The following is a 20,108-nucleotide window of genomic DNA, read 5'->3' on the forward strand; positions in this document are numbered from 1 at the left end:
CTCAGGTGCCTTAGGTGGTGGAAAAAAAAACAACAACGAAGCTGCGATATTTTCCTAAATTAAAGCACTAAAAACATTCAAAGCTGTTGCTAAACATGACCACTTTAACCGGACACCTGCATCCACTGCTGGTACATTTGCCCATAGGGTTTATTTTGATGGCCATTTTGCTGGATGTACTGGCATACCGCCCTGCGTATGCCCATTTCCGATCGGCGGTACAAACGACCTTATTATTGGGCTTTTTGGCTGCTGCGCTCTCCTGCGGCACGGGCTATTTGCTGTCTTTAAGTGGCGATTATTCCCCCCAAAACCTCTCGTTGCACCAATGGGGAGGATGGGCAGTGGCCGGACTGAGTGGGGTATTGTACTTTTTTCGGGCTTGGATTTTAAGCACAAACGCGCCAAATGCTCCGCGTATTTTTAGTGCTTTGCTGTTGCTATTGGGCGGGCTATTGCTGTTTACGGGGCATCAAGGGGGCAGCCTTACCCATGGGGGGGATTTCCTTTGGTTGCAAGCGGTGAAAGATTCTCCAGTCCCAAAAACAGTAAATTTGGCCTTCGACTCCACCGAAATCGAGGTGCCTAAAGTCAATCCTGAACTGCCCCTGGAGGCAGATCCAAAGCAGATCCAAAAACTACGCGACCTGGGTTGCAATGTACGCATCCTCCTCAAACGGCCAGTGATGCTGGATGTGACCTTGCCTGCCCAGTCTGGAAAAAGCATGGCCGAGTTGGCGCCGCACCTGGAAGCACTAGCAAAAAATATAGTGTGGCTCAATTTGGCGGACAATGAGTTCCAAGAAAAAGACCTGGATGTGCTCAAGCGGATGACCAATCTCGAAAAATTGCGACTGGAGAAAAACCCGATCGGAGATGGAATCGTACAGACCTTGATGGGCTTGAAACACCTGGAAGCCCTGAATTTGAACGAAACCAAAATAACTAAGGCTGGAGTCGAAAAATTAAAAACGAATTCAGGGATCAAGCGGATTTATGATTGGAAGGCTGGGCTAGGCCAATCCTAATCCTCCACCCGATCATAATTGTTGATCCACATATTCCCGGACGGGCTTTGAAATTTCTTGATCAGGTTGACCTGAAAGAGGCTTTCCAGCACGGCTTTGGACTCCGTATCACTTTCGTCGCGCAGGAAAGCAAATTCCTTGGACGTAAAAGTTTGAAAAGCCTCAAAGAGGTATTTTGGTGTTTTATCGTAGGCTGATTTTTCAATGCCAGGTGCCAATTGCTGAATGATCGCTTCAAAGTTTTCGTAAGGCTGCAAACCAGACAATTTGAGTTGGCCTCCTGATTTATTGGAGAAAAACAGGGTGGGCAGCTCCTTTATTTTTAGAGCATCCGCAAGTTCCAGGTCTTGTTTGAACATGGTTTGGGCTCGACCTTCGAGGTCACGCAACAACCTTGCCGCGTCCAAGCCTACTTCAAATGCAGCCCGGTGCAGGAATTCTTTTTTAATGATGTTCTTTTTCTCTAAAAACACCATTTCCCGGATTCTCCGCAGAAACATCACTGCTTTTCCGGTATCCTGAAGTTGAGCCGCCTTGAAGGCAATAGATGGTGGGTAAGAAGAAGGCAAGGGATCTTCGAGCCAAATGTTTTGGTTGACAGGCATTTCATAAAAAGAACAAACCTCTTCCCAGTGGGCCGCGACATCGCTTGGTTTTTGGATTCCCCCACGAGAAAAATTGTCCCAGGAGGGCAACAACCCGCCCATTTTGTATTCAATGTTGACATGGTCAGCGTATTCCAGTTGGAGTTTTCTCAATTGGGGTTGGATCACCCAGCAAGTAGAACAAATCGGATCCGTAAAATAAATGACCTGGATCTCTTTCTCTTCGGCGAATTTGATAATCGGCCTACTTTGCTTGCTGATGAGCGGAACCATCAATTCATCGTCAACCTTATCAATCGGATTCAGGAAATCCTTTTTGATGTCACGACCCAATTGAACCTGTTTGGCAATGTGCTCGCAGCGCAGTTGATAATAGCGTTCAAAAGCAACCTGGTGGTTTCTCTCACCAATCAAACAATGAAACAAAGTATAGGCATCTACTAATGCATTGGTGGTGCCCGCACTGGTAAAAGGCAGGGCAAGGTGCGCCGCATCGCCAATTAGCGCCACATTTTCTGAATGAAAAGCCGGGAGCAAATCAAAATCGCGGGTATGCCAGATATAGGAAGATTTGAAATCGTTTGAATACATGACTTGTTGTACAATGGGGGGGAATCCTTTCAAGAGGGTGCGACAAAACTGCCCGATAAGCTCAGGCGTCGCATCATCGGGCAAATCCATGATGCGCACATCGTATTGGATGTACCATACCAAGTCAGTAGCGGAAGTAGGGATCATCCCAAAAGAGATGCCTTTGGACTTGTGCTGAAATTTGGTGAAGCGGTGGCTGTATTTTTTACTGATGGCTTCATCTTGTAGCAGCCCCAGGATCTCCTTGACTTCTACAGCTGTATAAGAGGTTGGGCCAAAGAGCTGTTCGCGTACCTGCGAATTTCCACCATCAGCGCCGATGAATACATCGCCGTATTCGATTTCTCCATTTTTGAAAACAGCAGCAACCGCCTTTTTATCTTCAAAAAGAAAATGAGAAAATTCCCGACCGTGCCTAATGAGCTTGTGTGGAATGAGTTGGTACAGAAATTCAATGATGTCTTTCCGTTTTATGCATTGCCAGGGGTCGAGCTTTTGAAATTTGACCTCTTCATCATCCGGCCTTTTCAAGCTGAATGTATCAATAACCTTTCCGGGAATTTTGTATTCAATCAGCCCTTCTGACAGGCCTTTCAGAATAGAAATCCCCTCCGCATGCATCAGGAATGCATTGCCCCGCACCGGGATTTGCATAGATCGTTCATTGACGACTACCTTTTTTCCTTTTCTGTGCAGGAGAATACCCAGGGTTAAGCCCGCGATACCTCCGCCAAGAATTACAGTTTTCATTTTACAGTAGGTTCTTATTTATACGAAATAGTGCTTCTTCCAAGATTTCAGCCGATGTGGCAAAACTTAATCTAATGTATCCTTCTGCGCCCTCCCCAAACCACTGCGCGAGGCCAGGCACAACTGCCACTTTGGCTTTTTCCAACAATAATTTTTGCAGGTCGGCACTGGTCATACCCGTACCAGTTATATTTATAAAAGCGACATAACAGCCCTGCGGAGCGATGCAGCTAAATCCTTCTATTTCATTTAATTTGGTCACACAAAGATCCCGCATGACTTGGAGGTGCAGCATAAATTCGGCCAGCCAACTGCGGCATTCCTGCAAGGCAGTTGTTGCTGCAATCTGGCCAAGTACATTGCTGCCATGTATGGTAGATTGATGCAGAGAAGTGTGGTATATTTTTTGAAAATGAGCCGCGTTGGAAACCAGGATGGCGCCAATCCGCAACCCTGCCAGGCCGTAGGATTTACTGAATCCGGTGATGGTGATGGTTCTGCGTCTTGCTTCCTCATTTAATGAAGCAACACTGGTGTAAGCAAATGGCTTGAACACGATGTCGCTCCAAATTTCATCAGAGAGAATGAGCAAATTGTGCTTTTCAGCTACAGCAACCAATTCTAGTAATTCTGTTGGCGTGAAAACTTTCCCGGTTGGGTTGAGCGGATTACACAAGCAAATCATTTTGGTTTGGGGGGTAACCAGTTGCTCCAATTGGCTGAAATCAACTTTTTCAGTACCTGGAGGGATGGCAAAAGGGACGGCAATTGCCCCAACGGCCTCGACGGAATAACGAAACAGAAAATCAACAGGATCGAAAATTATGGCCTCGTCGCCCGGACTCAAAAAAGATTGGCAAGTAAGGAAAATGCCAAATGCGGCGCTATCGACGGGTAAAATGTATTGCGGCAAGTAAGTGACCCGCTTGATTTCTTGGTAATGTACCGCAAGCGCCTCCCGAAGTTCTGGTAATCCCTCTGGAGGGCCGTACGAAAAATAACCGTCTTTTGCATATCGTGCTACCGCTTCCTGGATAGGTTCGGCACAAGGAAAATCTGAATCAGCGGCAGTCAAAGGAATGACGCCATCGGGCAAAGTAGCCCAACGTAGGTTGTAAGCACGCTGCTTGAGCAGTGCCAGTTTTACAGTGTTCGAAGTAAACATTTTGAATGGACAATTGAATTTTCACTGCTATCAACTACCTACAAAGCAGTATTCGATGACAAAAAATGCCATTCAAAACGAATACAAACGCATGTAGATATCTCAAAACAGCTCAATGCACAAATATAAAAAAGAATCCACTACTTTAATAGTGGGGCAAAAATAAGTGTTCATTTTTCTTAGCCAAAGCATTAGATAAGACACTTAAAATGAACCGTTTACTCATCTAGCGCTTTGGCAAAATGAACACTTATTTTTTTATCGCCCCTTAGCGCAGCGGATTGCTAATTTTATTTTTGATCATGGCCATTTTACACTAAAGCTCAACGATTTAAACGTGCATTCTGGCAAAAATCAACCCGGCAATAGTTGCCTGGAAAAAACCATAGACCAACCAGGTTGCAATGATGGCCAATGAGATGTCGAGTGCGCTGAAAATCAGCACCATAATGGGTAAGGTGGCAATAATGACGTATACAAAGCCAAATTCCAATCCACGGAAAAACAGGTTTCCTACAAACAAGCCTTTAAACCTGTTCCAGAACCAAGCCAACGCAAAAGCCAGGATTACTGGGTGGACAAAATAAAAAATTTGCCGAGATTCATCGTCTACAAATACTGGATTGAAGTATTCCAATGCCACCGCTGGAAGCAAAATAGGCGTAAGTTGCAAACACAAATAAGCAAAGGCCAGCAAGACAATGCTCGCCACCAGGCCCGAGGTGAGGACTTTTTTCATTCAATGGTATTTTTGGTGAAAAAATAAATATTGAATGAAAGTAGGCCAGTTCGGGATTACTGGCTATGATATCCATCACTGGAAAGATTGGAATAAATCAGTCTTTCTAAAGCCGCTCCAACTCAACTCCATAGTCATACTGGAGATCTTCGTGCAACATCGGAATCACCTTGCGGATCCTTTCCAATTGCCGATCATAGAGGTTCTGGAGTACGGTGATTTTTTTGATGGAAGGCCGAAAAGCTTTCAGTTGGGCGCAAAAGAAAAGCAACAGTTCTACTTCGGTTTCTTTCTTGCCGGAATACCGAATGCTGGTTTTGACTTGGCGCAGAATTTTTCCTATCCCTTTTTTGATGTAGATCGAAGATTTGGTGTTGATCTCGGCAAATTGTGCGGCCATCTCTTCCTGGATTCTGAGAATGTAGGCCGTTTCGTCATCGGCCTCAAACAGCAGGTAACTGAGCAATTCCTTGGTTTCTTTTTTGAATTTGCTCAAACGCAAACACAACGCAACCAACTCGTAAGGCGATCGCTGCTCCAATTCTTTTTTTAAATCTTTTACGCTGGCCGCTTTCATTTATCTGCGTTTTAATCTGTGTAGCATCTGCGCGAAATGAAAATGCCCAGTAGTGTGAAAAAATTACTCAAATAAACAAACTTGAGCTCTTTACGGGAAAATAGGAAGTAATCAGCCCTATCCGAAGACCTTAAGTAATCCTTTTTTAAACAATTCCAGGTCTTCCATTTTGCCTGTGCTTACCCGACACCATTCGGAAAGTGGTAAAAATGGACGCCCCACTTCAACGCCTTGTCCCCGCATGTCGCGGATGACACTACTGATTTCTCTACCGGTTTTGAAGAACACAAAATTGGCATGGCTGCGCACATAAGGGAGCTTCAACGTTTCTAGCGTCTTATAGATCAGGGCTTTGCCTTCGGTGTTTTTCTGGAGGCTATACTTGTAAAACGTTGCATCATCAAGGGCAGCATTGGCGGCATGAAGTGCCAACATATTGGGCTCGTCTACTTGTACGGCTGCTATGCGCCGAATCAGGTCAGGCCTTGCAACAAGGTACCCAATGCGGATACCCGCCATGCCATAAACCTTTGAAAAAGTACGAGAGACAATGACGTTGGCGTTCTTTTTGACCATTTCCACCATGCTGGGATAACCAGGCTCGGTCACATAATCGATGTAGGCTTCATCACAAAAAACCACGGCACGCTTGGAAACCGAGGCGCAAAAATCCCGCAACTTTGCCGCAGGCAAAATACTTCCGGTAGGGTTATTGGGGTTGCAAAAGAAAACGAGACGGGTATTGGAACTGATCCGGCGCTCCATTTCATCGAGGTCAAAGGTCAGGTTTTCGTTGTCCATCACAGGAACCCGATTGACGTAGCCACCAAATGCTTCGGCGTAATGCAACATCGCCTCAAAAGTAGGGGTGCCAGAAATGACTTCTCCTTCAAAAAGGCGCAAGGCCAGGGCAGTGATTTTTAAGCCTTCTGTAGATCCAACGGTGAGCAGGATATGATCGGTGCTGACCCCTTCTTTGTCTGCTATTTTTTGCAATACTGCATCCGTTTCTTCCCAAGGGTAGCGGCATATCTTGTCGAATGCTCCGGTGATGGCTTTGCGCACCAGTTCAGAAGGCCCGTAAGGATTTTCGTTGGCGTTTAATTTGGCGGTAACCCCAGGTGGTAAGTTATGCAGAGAAGTTAAAAAATGCTCAAAGGAGGCTGCCTTTCCGGGAACACTCAGCAAAGGCAAGGCTCCAGTTGCAAGGCCAGCAGTGCGAAGCCATTGGCGGCGGGAAAGATTGGACATAGGTGATAGGTTAAATGGTTAAAGTTGTTCAGTTAGATGACTGGCTATAAATATAGAGAACTGGATGCGAATTGGCTGCATATTTTTGCGCTTAGGTCAAACCTCAGGGGAACTTTCCTCGCTCAACGCTGGTTCTGCGCTTTAACAAAACCGCCAAACCGTGGAAATCAGTTCCGAAAAATACCCGCGTACCCATCACTTCCCATTCTCGGAAGGAGCTGTCAATGATGACCGCATTCAGGACGAATGGCAGGACTTGTTGGCGCAGGAAATCGTCGTGACTGAAAAACTGGACGGCGAAAACACCTGCATCAAATCCAGCGGGGTATATGCTCGCTCACATGGAGCAGTAAACCGCAACCCTTGGGCCAAACCCATCTGGGAAATCTGGGATCGTGTAGGCAGATCCCTGCAAGACCTGCATCTTTTTGGCGAAAACCTTTACGCCATCCACAGCATCACCTATGAGCGATTGGACAGTCATTTTTACCTGTTTGCTGTACGCGACAATGGCCTCTGGCTGTCTTGGGATGAAGTGGAATGGTATGCCCAATTGCTCGACTTGCCCACCGTACCCTTGCTGGAACGCGGCACCTTTACGGCAACACAATTACAAAAAATCATTGCGAACCAACAAGCCCAGGGCAGTTGTTTTGGCGGCGAAAGCGAAGGCGTAGTGTGCCGCAATGCAGCTGCTTTTCCCGAAACTGAATTCGCGCAGCAGGTGCTGAAATACGTTCGCAAAAACCACGTACAAACCGATGAACATTGGATACGCAACTGGAAAAGAGCCCCTCTTTGGTTTGAACGGCCAGATTTTCAAGCAGCAAACCCCGAACTGGACGCTCATTGAGTCGCTGGACTGGGTACAACCCATGCGCGACTGCCCGCAGGAACCAGACTACCACGCCGAGGGCGATGTTTGGACGCATACCCGCATGGTCATGGAGGCACTGCTGGCACTTCCTGCTTTTCAAACCCTGGATGGGCGAGAGCAATCGCTGCTTTTTCACGCAGCACTGTTGCACGATGTAGCCAAACCCCAGTGTACAGTTATTGAAGACGGAAAAATCAGTTCGCCGCGCCACGCCAAAGTCGGAGAAAAAGTAGCCCGCGAGATCCTCTGGGATTGCGAGCTGCCTTTTCGGGAGGAAGTTTGTGCCTTGGTGCGCTTGCACGGCTTGCCGCTTTGGATCATGGACAAGCCCGACCCGATTCGGGCGGCCATATTGTCGAGTTGGCGGGTGCGCAACGAGCTGATTTTTCTACTCGCCAAAGCAGATGTTTTGGGCCGCATCAGTGCTACCCGGGATGAACTGATGTACCGCGCCGAGCTTTTTCGGGAGCTTTGTCTGGACAATCACTGCTTCGAGCAAGTGGCAATTTGGCACAACGAGCACAGCCGCTACCGCTATTTTTGGTCGGAGGAGACCTACCCAGTGGAAGTTTTTGACGATACGGCTTTCGAAGTCATTGTGTTGGCAGGCATCGCAGGCAGCGGCAAGGATACCTACTACGCCAAACATTACGCCCATTTGCCCGCGGTAAGCCTGGATAACATCCGTAAGGAGCTGAAAATCAAACCCGACGACCGCGATGGGCAAGGTAAAGTAGCCAGACTGGCTTACGAGCGCGCCAAAGAGTTCTGTCGGCGCAAGCAGTCTTTTGTATGGAACAGCACCAATCTTACCCAGGACCTCCGGGCTCGCTTGTTCAATGCACTGCGGGTATATGATCCCAAATTTACCATCGTTTACCTTGAAACTTCTCAGGAAAATATTTTCAGTCGAAGAAAAGAAGACATCAAAACCAGCATTCTGGAGCGCATGATCCAGCAATTGGATATGCCTTTGGTAGGTGAAGGCCACGAAGTGAAATGGGTAAAATAGACGCGGAGCAACAAGTCAAATAATTTCCGTTATTTGCGGTACGAACCATTCCACACCACCCATGCAAAGATTATTTCTGATCGCGTTGTTTTGTAGCTGTTTTGCCTGCCAGAGTCGGCCACAAAAAGCAGAACCTGCGATTTCTCCCAATGCCGAACTTTTTTATGCGAAGTACCCTGCTTACCGAGCAAACGGACTGGAAACCCGCCGGTTTAAAATCGAAGACATTGAGCCGATGATCAAGGCATTGCCCGCCCCATTCAAAGTCACCTTGGCAGGAAAATCCTTCCAAAGCCGCAACATTTACCACGTGAGCATCGGTACTGGTCCGGTGAAAGTCCTGATGTGGTCGCAGATGCACGGCGATGAATCAACGGCAACCATGGCCTTGATGGACTTGTTTCAGTTTTTGCAAAAAAAGGACGAATTTGATTCCCTGCGGCAGGTCTTGCTTTCCAAGCTGACTCTGCATTTCATCCCCATGCTCAACCCGGATGGTGCCAACCGCTTTACCCGCCGCAGCATGCAAGGCATCGACATCAACCGCGACGCCATGCGCCTGCAAACCCCCGAAGCACGCATCCTGAAGCGCATTCGGGACGAAACCAAGGCCGACTGGGGTTTCAACCTGCACGATCAAAACATTTACCTTGGTGCTGGCGTAGGGCCGTACCCGGCTTCCATTTCCGTTTTGGCGCCAGCTTACAACCTGACCAAAGACGTAAACGAAACCCGTGGAGACGCCATGCGCCTGATTGGTGCCATGAATCAGTTGTTGCAACGGCATATTCCCAAGCAAGTAGGGCGCTACGACGATGATTTTGAACCCCGTGCTTTTGGCGACAACATTCAAAAATGGGGTACACGCACCATCCTCATCGAAACGGGTGGACTCAAAGACGACCCTGAAAATCAGGAGTTGCGCCGCCTCAATTTTTCCATTTTCCTGACCGCACTGGAAGCCATCGCCACTGAAAAATACCGGGAGTGGGACTTCACAGCTTATGAAGCATTGCCCGAAAACCAAAACAATGGATTACACAACCTCGTCATTCGGAATGTGCAGGTACAACGTGCCGACAAGTGGTACAAAGTTGACCTGGCTTTCCGGCGGGAGGAAGTCAATACCGAAAACAGCCGCAAGTTTTTTTACCGCTCCACCATCTCCGAAATGGGCGATTTGTCCAACAACTTTGGTTACGAAGAATACAACCTGGAAGGCTATCAGGTCGTGCCTGGCAATATTCAGGCCGGAGTAAGAGCTAGTTGGGAAGAAGTGGCCAAAGCCGATCATATGGCCTTGTTGCGGCAGGGCATCACCGATGTGCAAGTCAGCAGTCGTTGGCCCGAAAGCCTCGAATTGAGCAAGTTGCCAGTGTTATTGATCCGCCCTCGCGACAATCCGGCCAACCCAGGCACCTCTGGTAGTATCAATATTGGCTCGAATGCCTCCTTGCTGTTGCAAAAAGAGGGCAAAACCGAGTACGCAGTTGTGAATGGGTTTTTGTACAAAATCCAGTAAGCGTGCAGCTTCGTAGTTTTTTTTCACCACCTTAGAAACCTAAGATTCACCTCAGAGATAGTAATGACTCAGGTGACCCTTAGGTGCCTGAAGTGCCTGAGGTGGTGGAAACAAGCAGAGAAGCTGCAAAAAGAATACTCAGCTTTAATTTATTGTGCCTTGGAAATTGAATGCGCCACCTTGCTAGCAAAACGCTGAATCGAAGCATCCTCCCAGCCCAACAACTCGGAAATGGGAATCCATTTGAATACAGCTTCATCAAATTTTGCCGATAAAATCATTTTGAAAACAAAGCGAAAATCGTGGTGGGGATGAGCAGGGAACTCGCCACGTGCCGGAATCTGATGCACATCGAGATCGATGGGTTCGCCCGTGACGACACTAAACGCCGTTACACTCAACCCGGTTTCTTCCATCAATTCACGAATCGCGGCTTGCAAGGTGTTGAAGTCCTGGTCTGGTTCTACATGTCCGCCAAATTGAAGCCAACGGTCTAGTTTCTGGTGATAGTGGAATAAGATATTTTCCTGAGCCTGATCCAACAGGATTGCCGATACCGTAATGTGCCCAGCTTGCAATTGTGGATCAAAAGGATTTTCGTGTGCCTGGATGAAAGCTTTGGTGGTTTCAACATGTGCATGCTCCACTTCGTCGGCAGCCAGGTAAGCTGCTAAAAACTCCAACGTAAATTGTTTTTGCTGTTCTACCTTCATCATCAGCGATAGGTTTTAACTTTCAGGTGTAAAAGTAGCAGAAAATATTTTGTGTGCTTTTAAACCTTTATTGAAAGACCTAGTCTAAATCTCAAATCACCAAACGCTGATGCAGCAGACCAAAACCAGCGATGAACAAATCCTGGGACTCATGCGAAACCCGGTTACCCTGGAAAGGGGGTTTCGGCTGTTGATGGATGCGTACCAGGATCGTTTGTATTGGCAGGTGCGTAGAATGGTAACGGATCATGAAGATGCCAACGATGTATTGCAAAATGCCATGGTGAAGGTATTTCGCAACCTCACGCAATTCGAAGGGAAATCGGGTATCTATACCTGGATGTACCGAATTGTGACCAACGAGGCCATCACTTTTCTCAACCAACGCAACCGCCGCAGTGCAACCTCGATTGATGATGCCAACATCAATCTGGCCAATCGCCTGCATGCAGATTCGTATTTTGATGGGGATGAAGCGCAAATTCGGTTGCAACAAGCACTTCAAACCCTGCCCGAACGCCAGAAGGAGGTGTTCAATTTGCGGTATTATGAAGAAATGAGCTACGATGAAATGTCTCAATTGCTGAACACCAGCGTTGGGTCACTCAAAGCTTCTTTTCACCATGCCGTCAAGAAAGTAGAACAGTTTTTTGCAGAATAAATTCAAGCTCAATAGACTTGGTGTAACGGGAGCGCTTGAGGTCAAAAATAAGGGATTTTTTCCCTGATTGAGGCTTATTTTTGAGTGCGCTCCTCGACTTCGCTCGGAGACCGGTCCCTGAGCGAAGCCGAAGGGACGGACGATAAAATAAACGAAAAGCAGGGAAAAAAGACCATTTTTGAGCCAAGCAGTCTCCCGTCACACCAAGTCTAAAAAAACATACACAAATGGAACGCCCTGATGATGATGTAAGGAAAGAGTTGGAGGAGCTCTCGCCTCGCCTGCTCAAAATAAAAGAGCAGGGGGAGGCATTCAGGCTGCCCGACCATTATTTTCAAATCCTGCAAGCTCAGGTTTTTGAAAAAATTCAGGCGGAAAAAAGCGCTGTTGGCATCAGACAGGCTTTGCCTGGATCGAATTGGCTCAATCAAATCATGGAGCAATTCCAGTGGTTGACCCATACACGCTGGGCGCTAAGCCTAGCTACGGTGGCTTTGTTGATAACGGTAGGCATTGGCTGGATGTACCAACAAAACCAGGCTACCAGTCAAAACCTGAATACTGAATTGGCTAAGCTAGATCAGCAAACCCTGGATGCGTACATTCAGGATAATCTCCACGAGTTTGATACGGAAACCTTGATGGAATTCGCTTCTAAAAAAGACAGTCAACTGAATTTTGACGAAATGAATCCAGAGGAACTCGATCAATACATTGATGAAAACCTTCAGGAATTGGATGAAGAAACCATCAAAGAATTACTCTAAGTAGTGGGGCAAAAACAAGTGTTAATTTTTCTTGAGCCAAAGGATTAAATAAGACACTTGAAATGAACCATTTACTTATCTAATCCTCTGGCAAAATGAACACTTGTTTTTTTATCGCCCCTAAACCGGCAAACGAATACAACAAAATGAGAAACTTGATCGTCGCATTAATACTGGTAGGCGCATGCTTGCACGCCTTGCCATCGCAAGCCCAACAACAAGACAGAGGAGAACGGATTCGTGCATTGAGAGTGGCCTACATTACCGATAAGCTGCAACTCACCCCCGAAGAATCCGAAAAATTCTGGCCAGTATATAACCAATACGAGGCTGAACAAAAACGCATTCGTCAAAAGTACAAGGCCGATTTGGATTTGAGCATTATGAAGGATGAAGACGTAGAACGCTCCATTACCGATCGGTTTGAGATGGAAGAACAAATCATCAAACTCAAACGGGATTACTTTCAACGGATGAAAAGTTTTATCGCGGTACGCAAAATTGCCCAACTGCAACGCAGCGAGCAGGAATTCAACCGGGAGTTGCTGAAACGCATTCAGGAAGCCCGCTTTAAAAAATAAAACAAAACGCCAATTTCTGATCCCGGGGGTTCACTCCTGAAATACTTCCGGGATCAGAAAATGTATTCGCAAAAAAATAATAGTAAAATAATCATAATTCGTTTTCAAGGCTTGGCATTTTTTTTGTTCGTATATGTCAAAAGATAAATAATCGAAAAGAATAAACTATTAAAGCACAAACAGTTAGATAAATTACCGTTCCCTCAAAAACAGCTACCGTTCCATTAATGCCTTTCACTTAGTTGAGCTAAAGTTCGGAGATCTGGGTAGCTTTTTGCTACCTTTAGCAACAATCCGCTTAAAGACTACAACTGTATCTTATGAGTAACCAGGCATTGATTGATTTAGTTACCGAATACGAAGCTTTATTGGAGCAAGGAGAAGCGTTTTTTCTTGACCAGGAAGCCTATCGCCATTTGATTGAACATTACCTTCACGACGAAGCTTATGAACTGGCTTTGGAAGTTGTAGAACGCGCCATTGATTGCCATAGTTATACTGCAGAATTCCTTTTGCGAAAGGCAGAAATTCTCATTCACGCTCATCAGGAGCGTCAAGCACTGGTTGTTCTTACCCATGCGGTCAAATTGGCCCCCAACGAAACCGAGATTCGCTTGTTGCGGGCGCAAGCACTTACTTATTTGGGCGATCACCTTGATGCCCATGAGCAACTGAACTACCTTCCTGAAGAACTGGATGCCTCCATGCTGGCAGAGGTGTACTTTGTTAGAGCGCTTATTTATGAAAACCAACAAGAGTACGATGCTATGTTTTTGGCGCTCAAGGAAGCAGCGGCTTATGATTCAGAGATGCGGCATTGTCTGGGGAAATTGATGAGTGCCGTTCAACACACCCGCAGTTATGAAGAGAGCATAACCCTACACGAGCAAATCATTGACGAAAATCCTTATTCCACCGTTGCCTGGCAAAACCTGGGGCTTTCTCATGCCTATTTGGGCAATTACGATGAGGCTCTAGAAGCCTTGGAATACGCTTACCTGGCAGATGAAAGCAACGAACAAGCATATCGAGATAGGGCTGATCTTGCTTTTGAGTTGCAACGCTATTCCCTTACGCTGGAGATTTGCGAAGAAATTCAACAGCTCTTTGGTGAGGAGGGCGACTTGCTTTTGCGGATGGGCCAATGTCACCTTCGACTGAGCCACCTTGATGCTGCCAAGTCTTACCTGAAGAAAGCCTTACAGCAGGATTCGCACAGTGACGAAGCGTATTTCCACTTGGGAGAAGCGGCAATTCTTGAAGAGAAATGGCAACTGGCCATTCATTATTGTAACAAAGCCATCGAAATCGACGATAACCGCGAGGAATACCACGCCACCATTGCTGCAGCATATGCTGAAATGGGGAATTACGAGTTGGCCGAAGACCATTACAGATTGGCAACGGACATCGCGCCCGAAGAGGCATCCTATTGGCAACAATATGCTCTATTTCTTCTGGAAACCGAGCAATTCGAAGCGGCGATGGACGTGTTGGAATTGGCAGAAGAAAGCAGTGTAGGCCCAGAATTGAGCTATTGTCGGATTGCCTGCTTGTTTGAAGTTGGCGATCGGCAAGAGGCGCTTCTTCAACTCAGTGAAGTGCTGGAAGAGGATTACGATTCTTATTTTTTACTCTTCAAAATGGCACCACAACTCCAAAAAGATTCAGAAATCGTTTCCCTATTGAGGGCATATTCTTGACGGCTATCAGCCGTCAGCTATCAGCAAGATGCGGATTTAGCTGATAGCTGATTGCTGACAGCTGATTGCTGATAGCTGATAGCTGATTGCTGATTGCTGATAGCTGATAGCTGATTGCTCATAGCTGATTGCTTTCTACTCCTTACTCCACTCCGTTCCCTCTTTCCCATCTTTCAGCACGATGCCAACCGCTTTGAGGACATCACGAATTTTATCCGCTGCGGCCCAATCCTTACGCGCACGTACATCCGCACGCATGTCGATGATGAGGTGCATCAGGCCATCGATGGTTTTGAAACTATTGTCGCTACCGGCAGCAACTTCATCTTGAAGTCCAAAAATGTCAAACAGGAAGGTGTGAAAAGTCGTCTTCAGTTCGGCAAAAGTTGCCTCACTCAATCCCTCCATGCTGATTTGGCCGCCTTTCCAACTGTTTACCCGACTGACAATTTCAAACAAGCGCGCCAATGCTTTGGGCGTATTGAAATCATCGTTCATTTCATTGTGTACCGAAGCGATGGATTCCCGAATTTCTTGATCTTGTGCCGTTGCCTCGCCGTTGCCACCGAAAGGCAAGACTAGCAAAGTTGCATAAGCTTCCATCAAGCGGCGATAGCCCTTTTCGGCAGCTTGTAGGGCTTCATCCGTCAAATCTAGGGTACTACGGTAGTGCGTTTGGAGCATAAAGAAGCGCACCGCCATTGGGCTGTATCCCTTCGTGATGTGCGCACTATTGCCGCTAAAAAGCTCCTCTGGCATAATGGAGTTGCCATCCGATTTGGACATTTTTTTGCCATTGAGCAGGAGCATATTGCAATGTATCCAGGTGTGGGCAGGGGTGCAACCGCAAGAACCGTAGTTTTGCGCCACTTCGTTTTCGTGGTGTGGAAACTTGAGATCGTTGCCGCCACCGTGGATGTCAAATGTTTTGCCTAAGTACTTGGTACTCATCGCCGAGCATTCCAAATGCCAACCTGGGAAACCCACTGACCAGGGTGAATTCCAGCGCATGATGTGCTCGGGATCTGCTTTGATCCAAATCGCAAAATCGGCAGGGTTGCGTTTTTCGTCTTGCTTCTTGAGGTTGTCGCGCGATTCGGAGATGAGTTCTTCGATTTTTCGACCCGACAACTGGCCGTAATGGCCACTTTCTTCTGCAAATTTGAGGGTATCAAAATAAACCGATCCATTGGCCACATAAGCATAGCCATTGTCCAGGATCTGCTGTACCATTTCAATTTGTTCGGGAATATGCCCGGTAGCGCGGGGTTCGATATTGGGAGGTAGCACGTTGAAAATGCGCATCATGTCATGAAAACCCACCGTATACTTGTGGGCGATCTCCATCGGCTCCAGTTGCTCCAGGCGCGCGCGTTTGCTCAACTTGTCTTCGCCACCGGTATCCACATCGCCTTCCAGGTGACCCACGTCGGTAATGTTGCGCACATAGCGCACTTTGTAGCCCAGGAATTGCAGGTAGCGGTAGATGATGTCAAAACTGACGAAAGTACGACAATTGCCCAAATGAACATTGCTATATACGGTAGGCCCACATACGTACATCCCGACTCTACCCGGGACAATGGGTTGAAAAACTTCTTTCTCTTTGCTGAGACTGTTGTAAATTTTTAGTTCGCTGTTCATTGGACTTATTTTTGCCGCCGCAAAAATAGAGAATTGTCTTAGTAACGCAGAAAAATAAACTTCCCGATTTTTTGCGTCAGACTTATAGTTTTATTACTGCAATTAAGGGGCGGTGGTCAGAAAAATGCACTTTGCCCCGCTGACAGTAAATCGGCGTAAATTGAGGGTCGGTAAAAATATAGTCAATGCGCAAACCAGGGATACGGCCAGCATAAGTAATGCCTATCCCTAAGCCTGCGGATAGAAAGGCATCTTTCAAATACTTGTGAATGGAATGATACGCGTAAGATTGAGGAATATCGTTGAAATCACCACACACGATTACGGGATAGGGGCTATTAGAAATATGGGCAATGAGCTCTTCAACCTGACTGGCCCGGTCTTGGGCAGCCCGTTTGAATTTTCCTAGAATACTCTTTACACTTGACCAGGTTTCTTTTTCCCGGATATCACCTGTTTCTACTACTTTGTCGGTCAGGTTGGTGATTGAGTTGGAACGCAGATGCACGTTGTATATCCGAATAATGCGGTCACCCACCTGAAGATCAGCATAGCGGTAGCCATTGGTGACCCCAAAATAGCGTGCCTCGGAACGCAGAATGGGGTAACGGGAAAAGATGGCCAGTTCTTCCCTTTTTTTCCAGGCAGCATGCACCAATCCATTCTTTTGACTCAATGCATCGAGATAGGTAGGGCCACGTTGGTCGTTGAACAAAAACTCCTGCATGCACAATACATCCGGCTGCTGGGTGTACACCAATGATTCAACATCTTTGGGATCAGCCGCAGTGTTCCGTTTATGGAAATTTCCAAAACCAAAAACGTTATAAGTCATCACTTTGAGAGTGGGCCCCGTTGCGCTGGTTGTTTGCCCAAAATGCAATCCAATAATGCCCATGAAATGGTTGAATCCCACCAGAATGACTCCTAAGGAGAGTAAGGCTTGCCATTGTCGCCGAAAAGCCCAATAGGCGACAAACAATAAATTAATAACCAGCAAGACGGGATAAATCAGGCCGAAAAAAGCAAATGGCCAAAAACGCGCCGGACTAACGAATGGTGCAAGGTAAGTCAACAACGTAAGAAAAACGATCAGCACATTGGCCCAGCGGATTAGTTTTTGCACGGGTTATTTTTTGCTGGCGTTGAATAGAAATTCTTTTTCCTCGGTACTTAAGTTTTCGTAGCCGTGCTGTTTTATTTTATCGAGTATGGCATCCAATTGTTCTTGGTGGCTCATGTTGTCGTACTTTGGTTGAGTACTGGTATTAGCGCCAGTGCGCTTGCTGGAATCCTGACGGCCAGCAGTGGTTTTTTCGCGAACTTTGGGGTTTTTATAAGCCACCTTGGGGCCACGAGGCGGTGGCGTTCCGTTTTTCCATTTTGACAAGGTCGCATTGATCCAGTCAAAAAAACGAATAAAAGGAAAGGCAAAATCATTTCCCTTCCGCAATTGCCAGGCATATACAAATCCAAATACATCGCCTCCTAAATGCGCGAAAAGTCCTCCCGAGTTGCCGTCTCCCATGGCAATGAAAGTAAGGTCTACAAAGATCAAAGTGATCACAATGAATTTGAGCTTTACATCGCCAATGAACAGCAAGCGAACGATGTAATCAGGGGCAACAACTCCAGAAACAACAACGGTAGCCATCACCGCCGCCGAAGCGCCTAAGGCCGAAGTAGGGCCTCTGCCTGCAAGCACGACTGGATCAAGAAAGTTTTCAAAAATGAAAAAAAACAAAGCGCCAACCAAGCCACCCAACAAATAAATAGGCAATACGCGCTTATTGCCCAGTAGATCGCCCATGATGCGGCCGCACATTTGATAAAAAAGCAAATTCCAGAGGATGTGTCGAAAGTAAAAGTGGGAAAACATATGGGTAATAAGCACCCAGGGATGCAACAAAACGAACTTCCAATCTGATGACATGGAAAGGTACTTCAGTACATTGGTGTAAAAAAAGTCCTCATTTGACCCCACACCACGGTACAAGAATAATCCAATGTTCCAAAGATTAATCAGTACAAACACACCGACGTTGACCAGGATAATGCGCGTCACCGCATTCCCGTAACTAAATTCCCGCTTTAAATCCTCCCAGATCGACCTTAACATGTTATTTTCTGCTTATGCGAATTTAATCCAAAAATAGAACGTTTTATCCTCATTTTAAAGGGCAGTTTTTGCCATTTGGTCAGTTTATAGCTTGCTACCGTACTTTTGCCAGTAAAGAATCAATAAAAAACCAAAAAGGGCGCCTCCCAAGTGGGCAAAATGAGCAACTCCTTTGCCAACATCAACAATCCCCAACCCAAAAAACAATTCTGCGGCAGCATAAATGAGCACAAAATATTTGGCGGGTAAAGAAATCGGCGGAAAAAGCAAGCTGATGATGTTGTTGGGAAACAGCATGGCATAACCCGCCATTAAGCCAAAAATAGCACCCGATGCCCCAAGCATAGGGGTATTGTCTACATTTAAACCTACTTCCAGGTACCGCACTAAGAGGTACAAAATCATGCTCCCAAACCCGCAAAAAAGGTAAAAGAACAAGAATTTTTTCGATCCCCAAAAAGCCTCCAAACTACTCCCAAACATGTACAACCCCAGCATATTCAGCAAAAGGTGGTTGATGTCGGCATGCATAAACATGTGCGTAACCAACTGATAGGGATGAAAAAAATCGGATGTAGGATAAAACAGTGCCAATATAAAACGATCAGGATTACCCCACAGGTACCTGGTTGCAAAATACATCAATACATTGATGATCAATAAATTCTTTACAACATCGGTAATGCGCATCATGACGTAAAAGCTTCAGCTGCTTGGGTCTGGGCAAAAAATGCAGTCGACCTCAACAGTCTTGTGTTATTCAAAATGTTTTTGTAAATCATCCAGTTCGTACGTAACAAAGCATTTTTTGCCAAAAGGACTGCGAAACGGCAATCCACAAGCAAAAAGCTGATCAATCAGCGATTGCATCTCCAGTTCGCTGAGCAATTGCCCCCGTTTTACGGCAGCAGTACGCGCCATCGATCGAGCAATGCTTTCGCGGGTATTCAGTTGCAATTCCAGTCCAATTTTATGCTGTTCCAGCAAACTTTCCAAAATGCTGCGTTCGTTTTGTTTTCCCGCCAATTCTGCGGGAACAGCGTTGACCACAAAAGAATTGCCCCCAAATTCCTGTACATCAAACCCCAAAAGACAGATTTCTGGGATTAGGTCTTTGAGTATTTCCGTATCGTTGGGGCTAAAATTCAGCGTCATCGGAAACAGTTGATGCTGCGATGCGGGCTGCCTTTCTTCCATCATGCCCAAGTATTGCTCATACAAAATGCGTTCATGCGCAGCTTGCTGATCAATGAGCATAAACCCCGACTTGATTTGACTGACAATGTAGGTGCCATGAATCTGATAAGGCGTTTTGCCCTTTTTGACCAAAGGCTCATTGGGGTTGGCGCTCGAAGTAAGTTCATCGTTGCTCCAGGTACTCCCAATGGTCAGGGTATGGGTGCCATCCAGGTTGTCAATTGCTTCAGAAGCATTGATTTCTTCATCGGTACCCCCCAAATCCTTGTACAACGATTGCCAATTGCGCAGGTTATTTGCTTCGCGGCGCTGTTCGGAGTTGGTCTCCTCCCTGTCTCCGCTGTAGTTAAATTGTTTGGGTTCGTCGGTTTGCCAGGCAGCACTGTTGCGGGCGGGGGTCACGATGGGTTTGTCCTGATCCATCTTGTTGGTGATGTAGGGTAATTTTAAGCTCAATTCCTGCTCAAAATCCAGTGAGGGCATCACTCCGTGTTGGCCCAGGCCATGCCGAACGGCCACTTTGAGGTAATTGTACACCAGGCGATCGTCTTCAAACTTGATTTCCTGCTTGGTCGGGTGCACATTGACGTCAATCCTGGCGGGGTC

The 20,108-nt window shown here is 46.6% G+C and carries 19 protein-coding genes; 8 read left to right on the forward strand and 11 right to left on the reverse strand.

Translation table 11 applies throughout. The annotated features are described in order from the left end of the window. Positions 1 to 95 precede the first annotated feature (95 nt). Positions 96 to 1,028: a DUF2231 domain-containing protein gene (locus tag ABW391_RS04565; protein ID WP_353480651.1), complete on the forward strand. Its 933-nt coding sequence runs from the start codon at positions 96 to 98 to the stop codon at positions 1,026 to 1,028. Here ABW391_RS04565 and ABW391_RS04570 read toward each other — a convergent pair. From ABW391_RS04570 to ABW391_RS04590, 5 genes are all read right to left on the reverse strand, one after another. Next, entirely contained in the window at positions 1,025 to 2,974 is a 1,950-nt protein-coding gene (locus tag ABW391_RS04570) for a DsbA family protein (protein ID WP_353480652.1), read from the reverse strand. The genes ABW391_RS04565 and ABW391_RS04570 overlap by 4 nt on opposite strands. A 1-nt stretch (position 2,975) precedes the next feature. After that, entirely contained in the window at positions 2,976 to 4,139 is a 1,164-nt protein-coding gene (locus ABW391_RS04575; protein WP_353480653.1) for a pyridoxal phosphate-dependent aminotransferase, read from the reverse strand. A gap of 331 nt (positions 4,140 to 4,470) precedes the next feature. Then, positions 4,471 to 4,878 (reverse strand): hypothetical protein, encoded by a 408-nt coding sequence (locus ABW391_RS04580; RefSeq protein WP_353480654.1) that lies wholly within the window; start codon positions 4,876 to 4,878, stop codon positions 4,471 to 4,473. A 106-nt stretch (positions 4,879 to 4,984) separates the two neighbouring features. After that, the gene (locus ABW391_RS04585) at positions 4,985 to 5,455 is read right to left on the reverse strand and encodes a hypothetical protein (protein ID WP_353480655.1); all 471 of its coding nucleotides are present in this window, start codon (positions 5,453 to 5,455) and stop codon (positions 4,985 to 4,987) included. Between the two features lie 117 nt (positions 5,456 to 5,572). After that, a complete protein-coding gene (locus tag ABW391_RS04590) occupies positions 5,573 to 6,706 on the reverse strand; it encodes a pyridoxal phosphate-dependent aminotransferase (RefSeq protein WP_353480656.1) in 1,134 nt (377 codons plus the stop codon). A gap of 166 nt (positions 6,707 to 6,872) precedes the next feature. Here ABW391_RS04590 and ABW391_RS04595 point away from each other — a divergent pair, with 166 nt between their 5' ends. From ABW391_RS04595 to ABW391_RS04605, 3 genes are all read left to right on the forward strand, one after another. Then, a complete protein-coding gene (locus ABW391_RS04595) occupies positions 6,873 to 7,559 on the forward strand; it encodes an RNA ligase family protein (protein ID WP_353480726.1) in 687 nt (228 codons plus the stop codon). Further along, positions 7,468 to 8,595, forward strand: coding sequence for an AAA family ATPase (locus ABW391_RS04600; RefSeq protein ID WP_353480657.1), 1,128 nt, complete (start codon positions 7,468 to 7,470; stop codon positions 8,593 to 8,595). The genes ABW391_RS04595 and ABW391_RS04600 overlap by 92 nt, the downstream gene beginning before the upstream one ends. Positions 8,596 to 8,656: 61 nt before the next feature. Then, positions 8,657 to 10,117, forward strand: a complete 1,461-nt coding sequence (locus ABW391_RS04605) for a M14 family zinc carboxypeptidase (RefSeq protein WP_353480658.1) — start codon at positions 8,657 to 8,659, stop codon at positions 10,115 to 10,117. Between the two features lie 149 nt (positions 10,118 to 10,266). On the opposite strand, the gene ABW391_RS04610 is transcribed toward ABW391_RS04605, so the two are convergent. After that, the gene (locus ABW391_RS04610) at positions 10,267 to 10,833 is read right to left on the reverse strand and encodes an NUDIX hydrolase (RefSeq protein WP_353480659.1); all 567 of its coding nucleotides are present in this window, start codon (positions 10,831 to 10,833) and stop codon (positions 10,267 to 10,269) included. A gap of 106 nt (positions 10,834 to 10,939) precedes the next feature. On the opposite strand from ABW391_RS04610, the gene ABW391_RS04615 reads away from it, so the two are divergent. The 4 genes from ABW391_RS04615 to ABW391_RS04630 all read left to right on the forward strand — a co-directional run bounded on the left by ABW391_RS04615 (position 10,940) and on the right by ABW391_RS04630 (position 14,542). Beyond that, complete coding sequence (locus ABW391_RS04615; protein ID WP_353480660.1) at positions 10,940 to 11,491, forward strand: RNA polymerase sigma factor; 552 nt, start codon at positions 10,940 to 10,942, stop codon at positions 11,489 to 11,491. Positions 11,492 to 11,718: 227 nt separating this feature from the next. After that, complete coding sequence (locus ABW391_RS04620) at positions 11,719 to 12,258, forward strand: hypothetical protein (RefSeq protein WP_353480661.1); 540 nt, start codon at positions 11,719 to 11,721, stop codon at positions 12,256 to 12,258. Between the two features lie 146 nt (positions 12,259 to 12,404). Beyond that, complete coding sequence (locus tag ABW391_RS04625) at positions 12,405 to 12,839, forward strand: hypothetical protein (RefSeq protein ID WP_353480662.1); 435 nt, start codon at positions 12,405 to 12,407, stop codon at positions 12,837 to 12,839. Between the two features lie 320 nt (positions 12,840 to 13,159). Continuing rightward, positions 13,160 to 14,542 carry a tetratricopeptide repeat protein gene (locus tag ABW391_RS04630; RefSeq protein ID WP_353480663.1) on the forward strand — a complete coding sequence of 461 codons (1,383 nt, stop codon included), beginning with the start codon at positions 13,160 to 13,162 and terminating at the stop codon, positions 14,540 to 14,542. Between the two features lie 135 nt (positions 14,543 to 14,677). Here the strand turns inward: ABW391_RS04630 and cysS are convergent, their stop codons facing one another. The 5 genes from cysS to ABW391_RS04655 form a co-directional block, all read right to left on the reverse strand. After that, the gene (cysS, locus tag ABW391_RS04635; RefSeq protein WP_353480664.1) at positions 14,678 to 16,186 is read right to left on the reverse strand and encodes a cysteine--tRNA ligase; all 1,509 of its coding nucleotides are present in this window, start codon (positions 16,184 to 16,186) and stop codon (positions 14,678 to 14,680) included. A gap of 82 nt (positions 16,187 to 16,268) precedes the next feature. Further along, the gene (locus ABW391_RS04640; protein WP_353480665.1) at positions 16,269 to 17,312 is read right to left on the reverse strand and encodes an endonuclease/exonuclease/phosphatase family protein; all 1,044 of its coding nucleotides are present in this window, start codon (positions 17,310 to 17,312) and stop codon (positions 16,269 to 16,271) included. 3 nt (positions 17,313 to 17,315) lie between these two features. After that, a complete protein-coding gene (locus ABW391_RS04645) occupies positions 17,316 to 18,305 on the reverse strand; it encodes a rhomboid family intramembrane serine protease (RefSeq protein ID WP_353480666.1) in 990 nt (329 codons plus the stop codon). 84 nt (positions 18,306 to 18,389) lie between these two features. Next, positions 18,390 to 18,998, reverse strand: a complete 609-nt coding sequence (locus ABW391_RS04650) for a rhomboid family intramembrane serine protease (RefSeq protein WP_353480667.1) — start codon at positions 18,996 to 18,998, stop codon at positions 18,390 to 18,392. Positions 18,999 to 19,061: 63 nt separating this feature from the next. Then, the coding region (locus ABW391_RS04655) for a DNA mismatch repair MutL family protein (protein WP_502916312.1) at positions 19,062 to 20,108 on the reverse strand (1,047 nt) is incomplete at its 5' end.

Source organism: Haliscomenobacter sp. (genome assembly GCF_040403615.1).
Classification (GTDB): domain Bacteria; phylum Bacteroidota; class Bacteroidia; order Chitinophagales; family Saprospiraceae; genus Haliscomenobacter.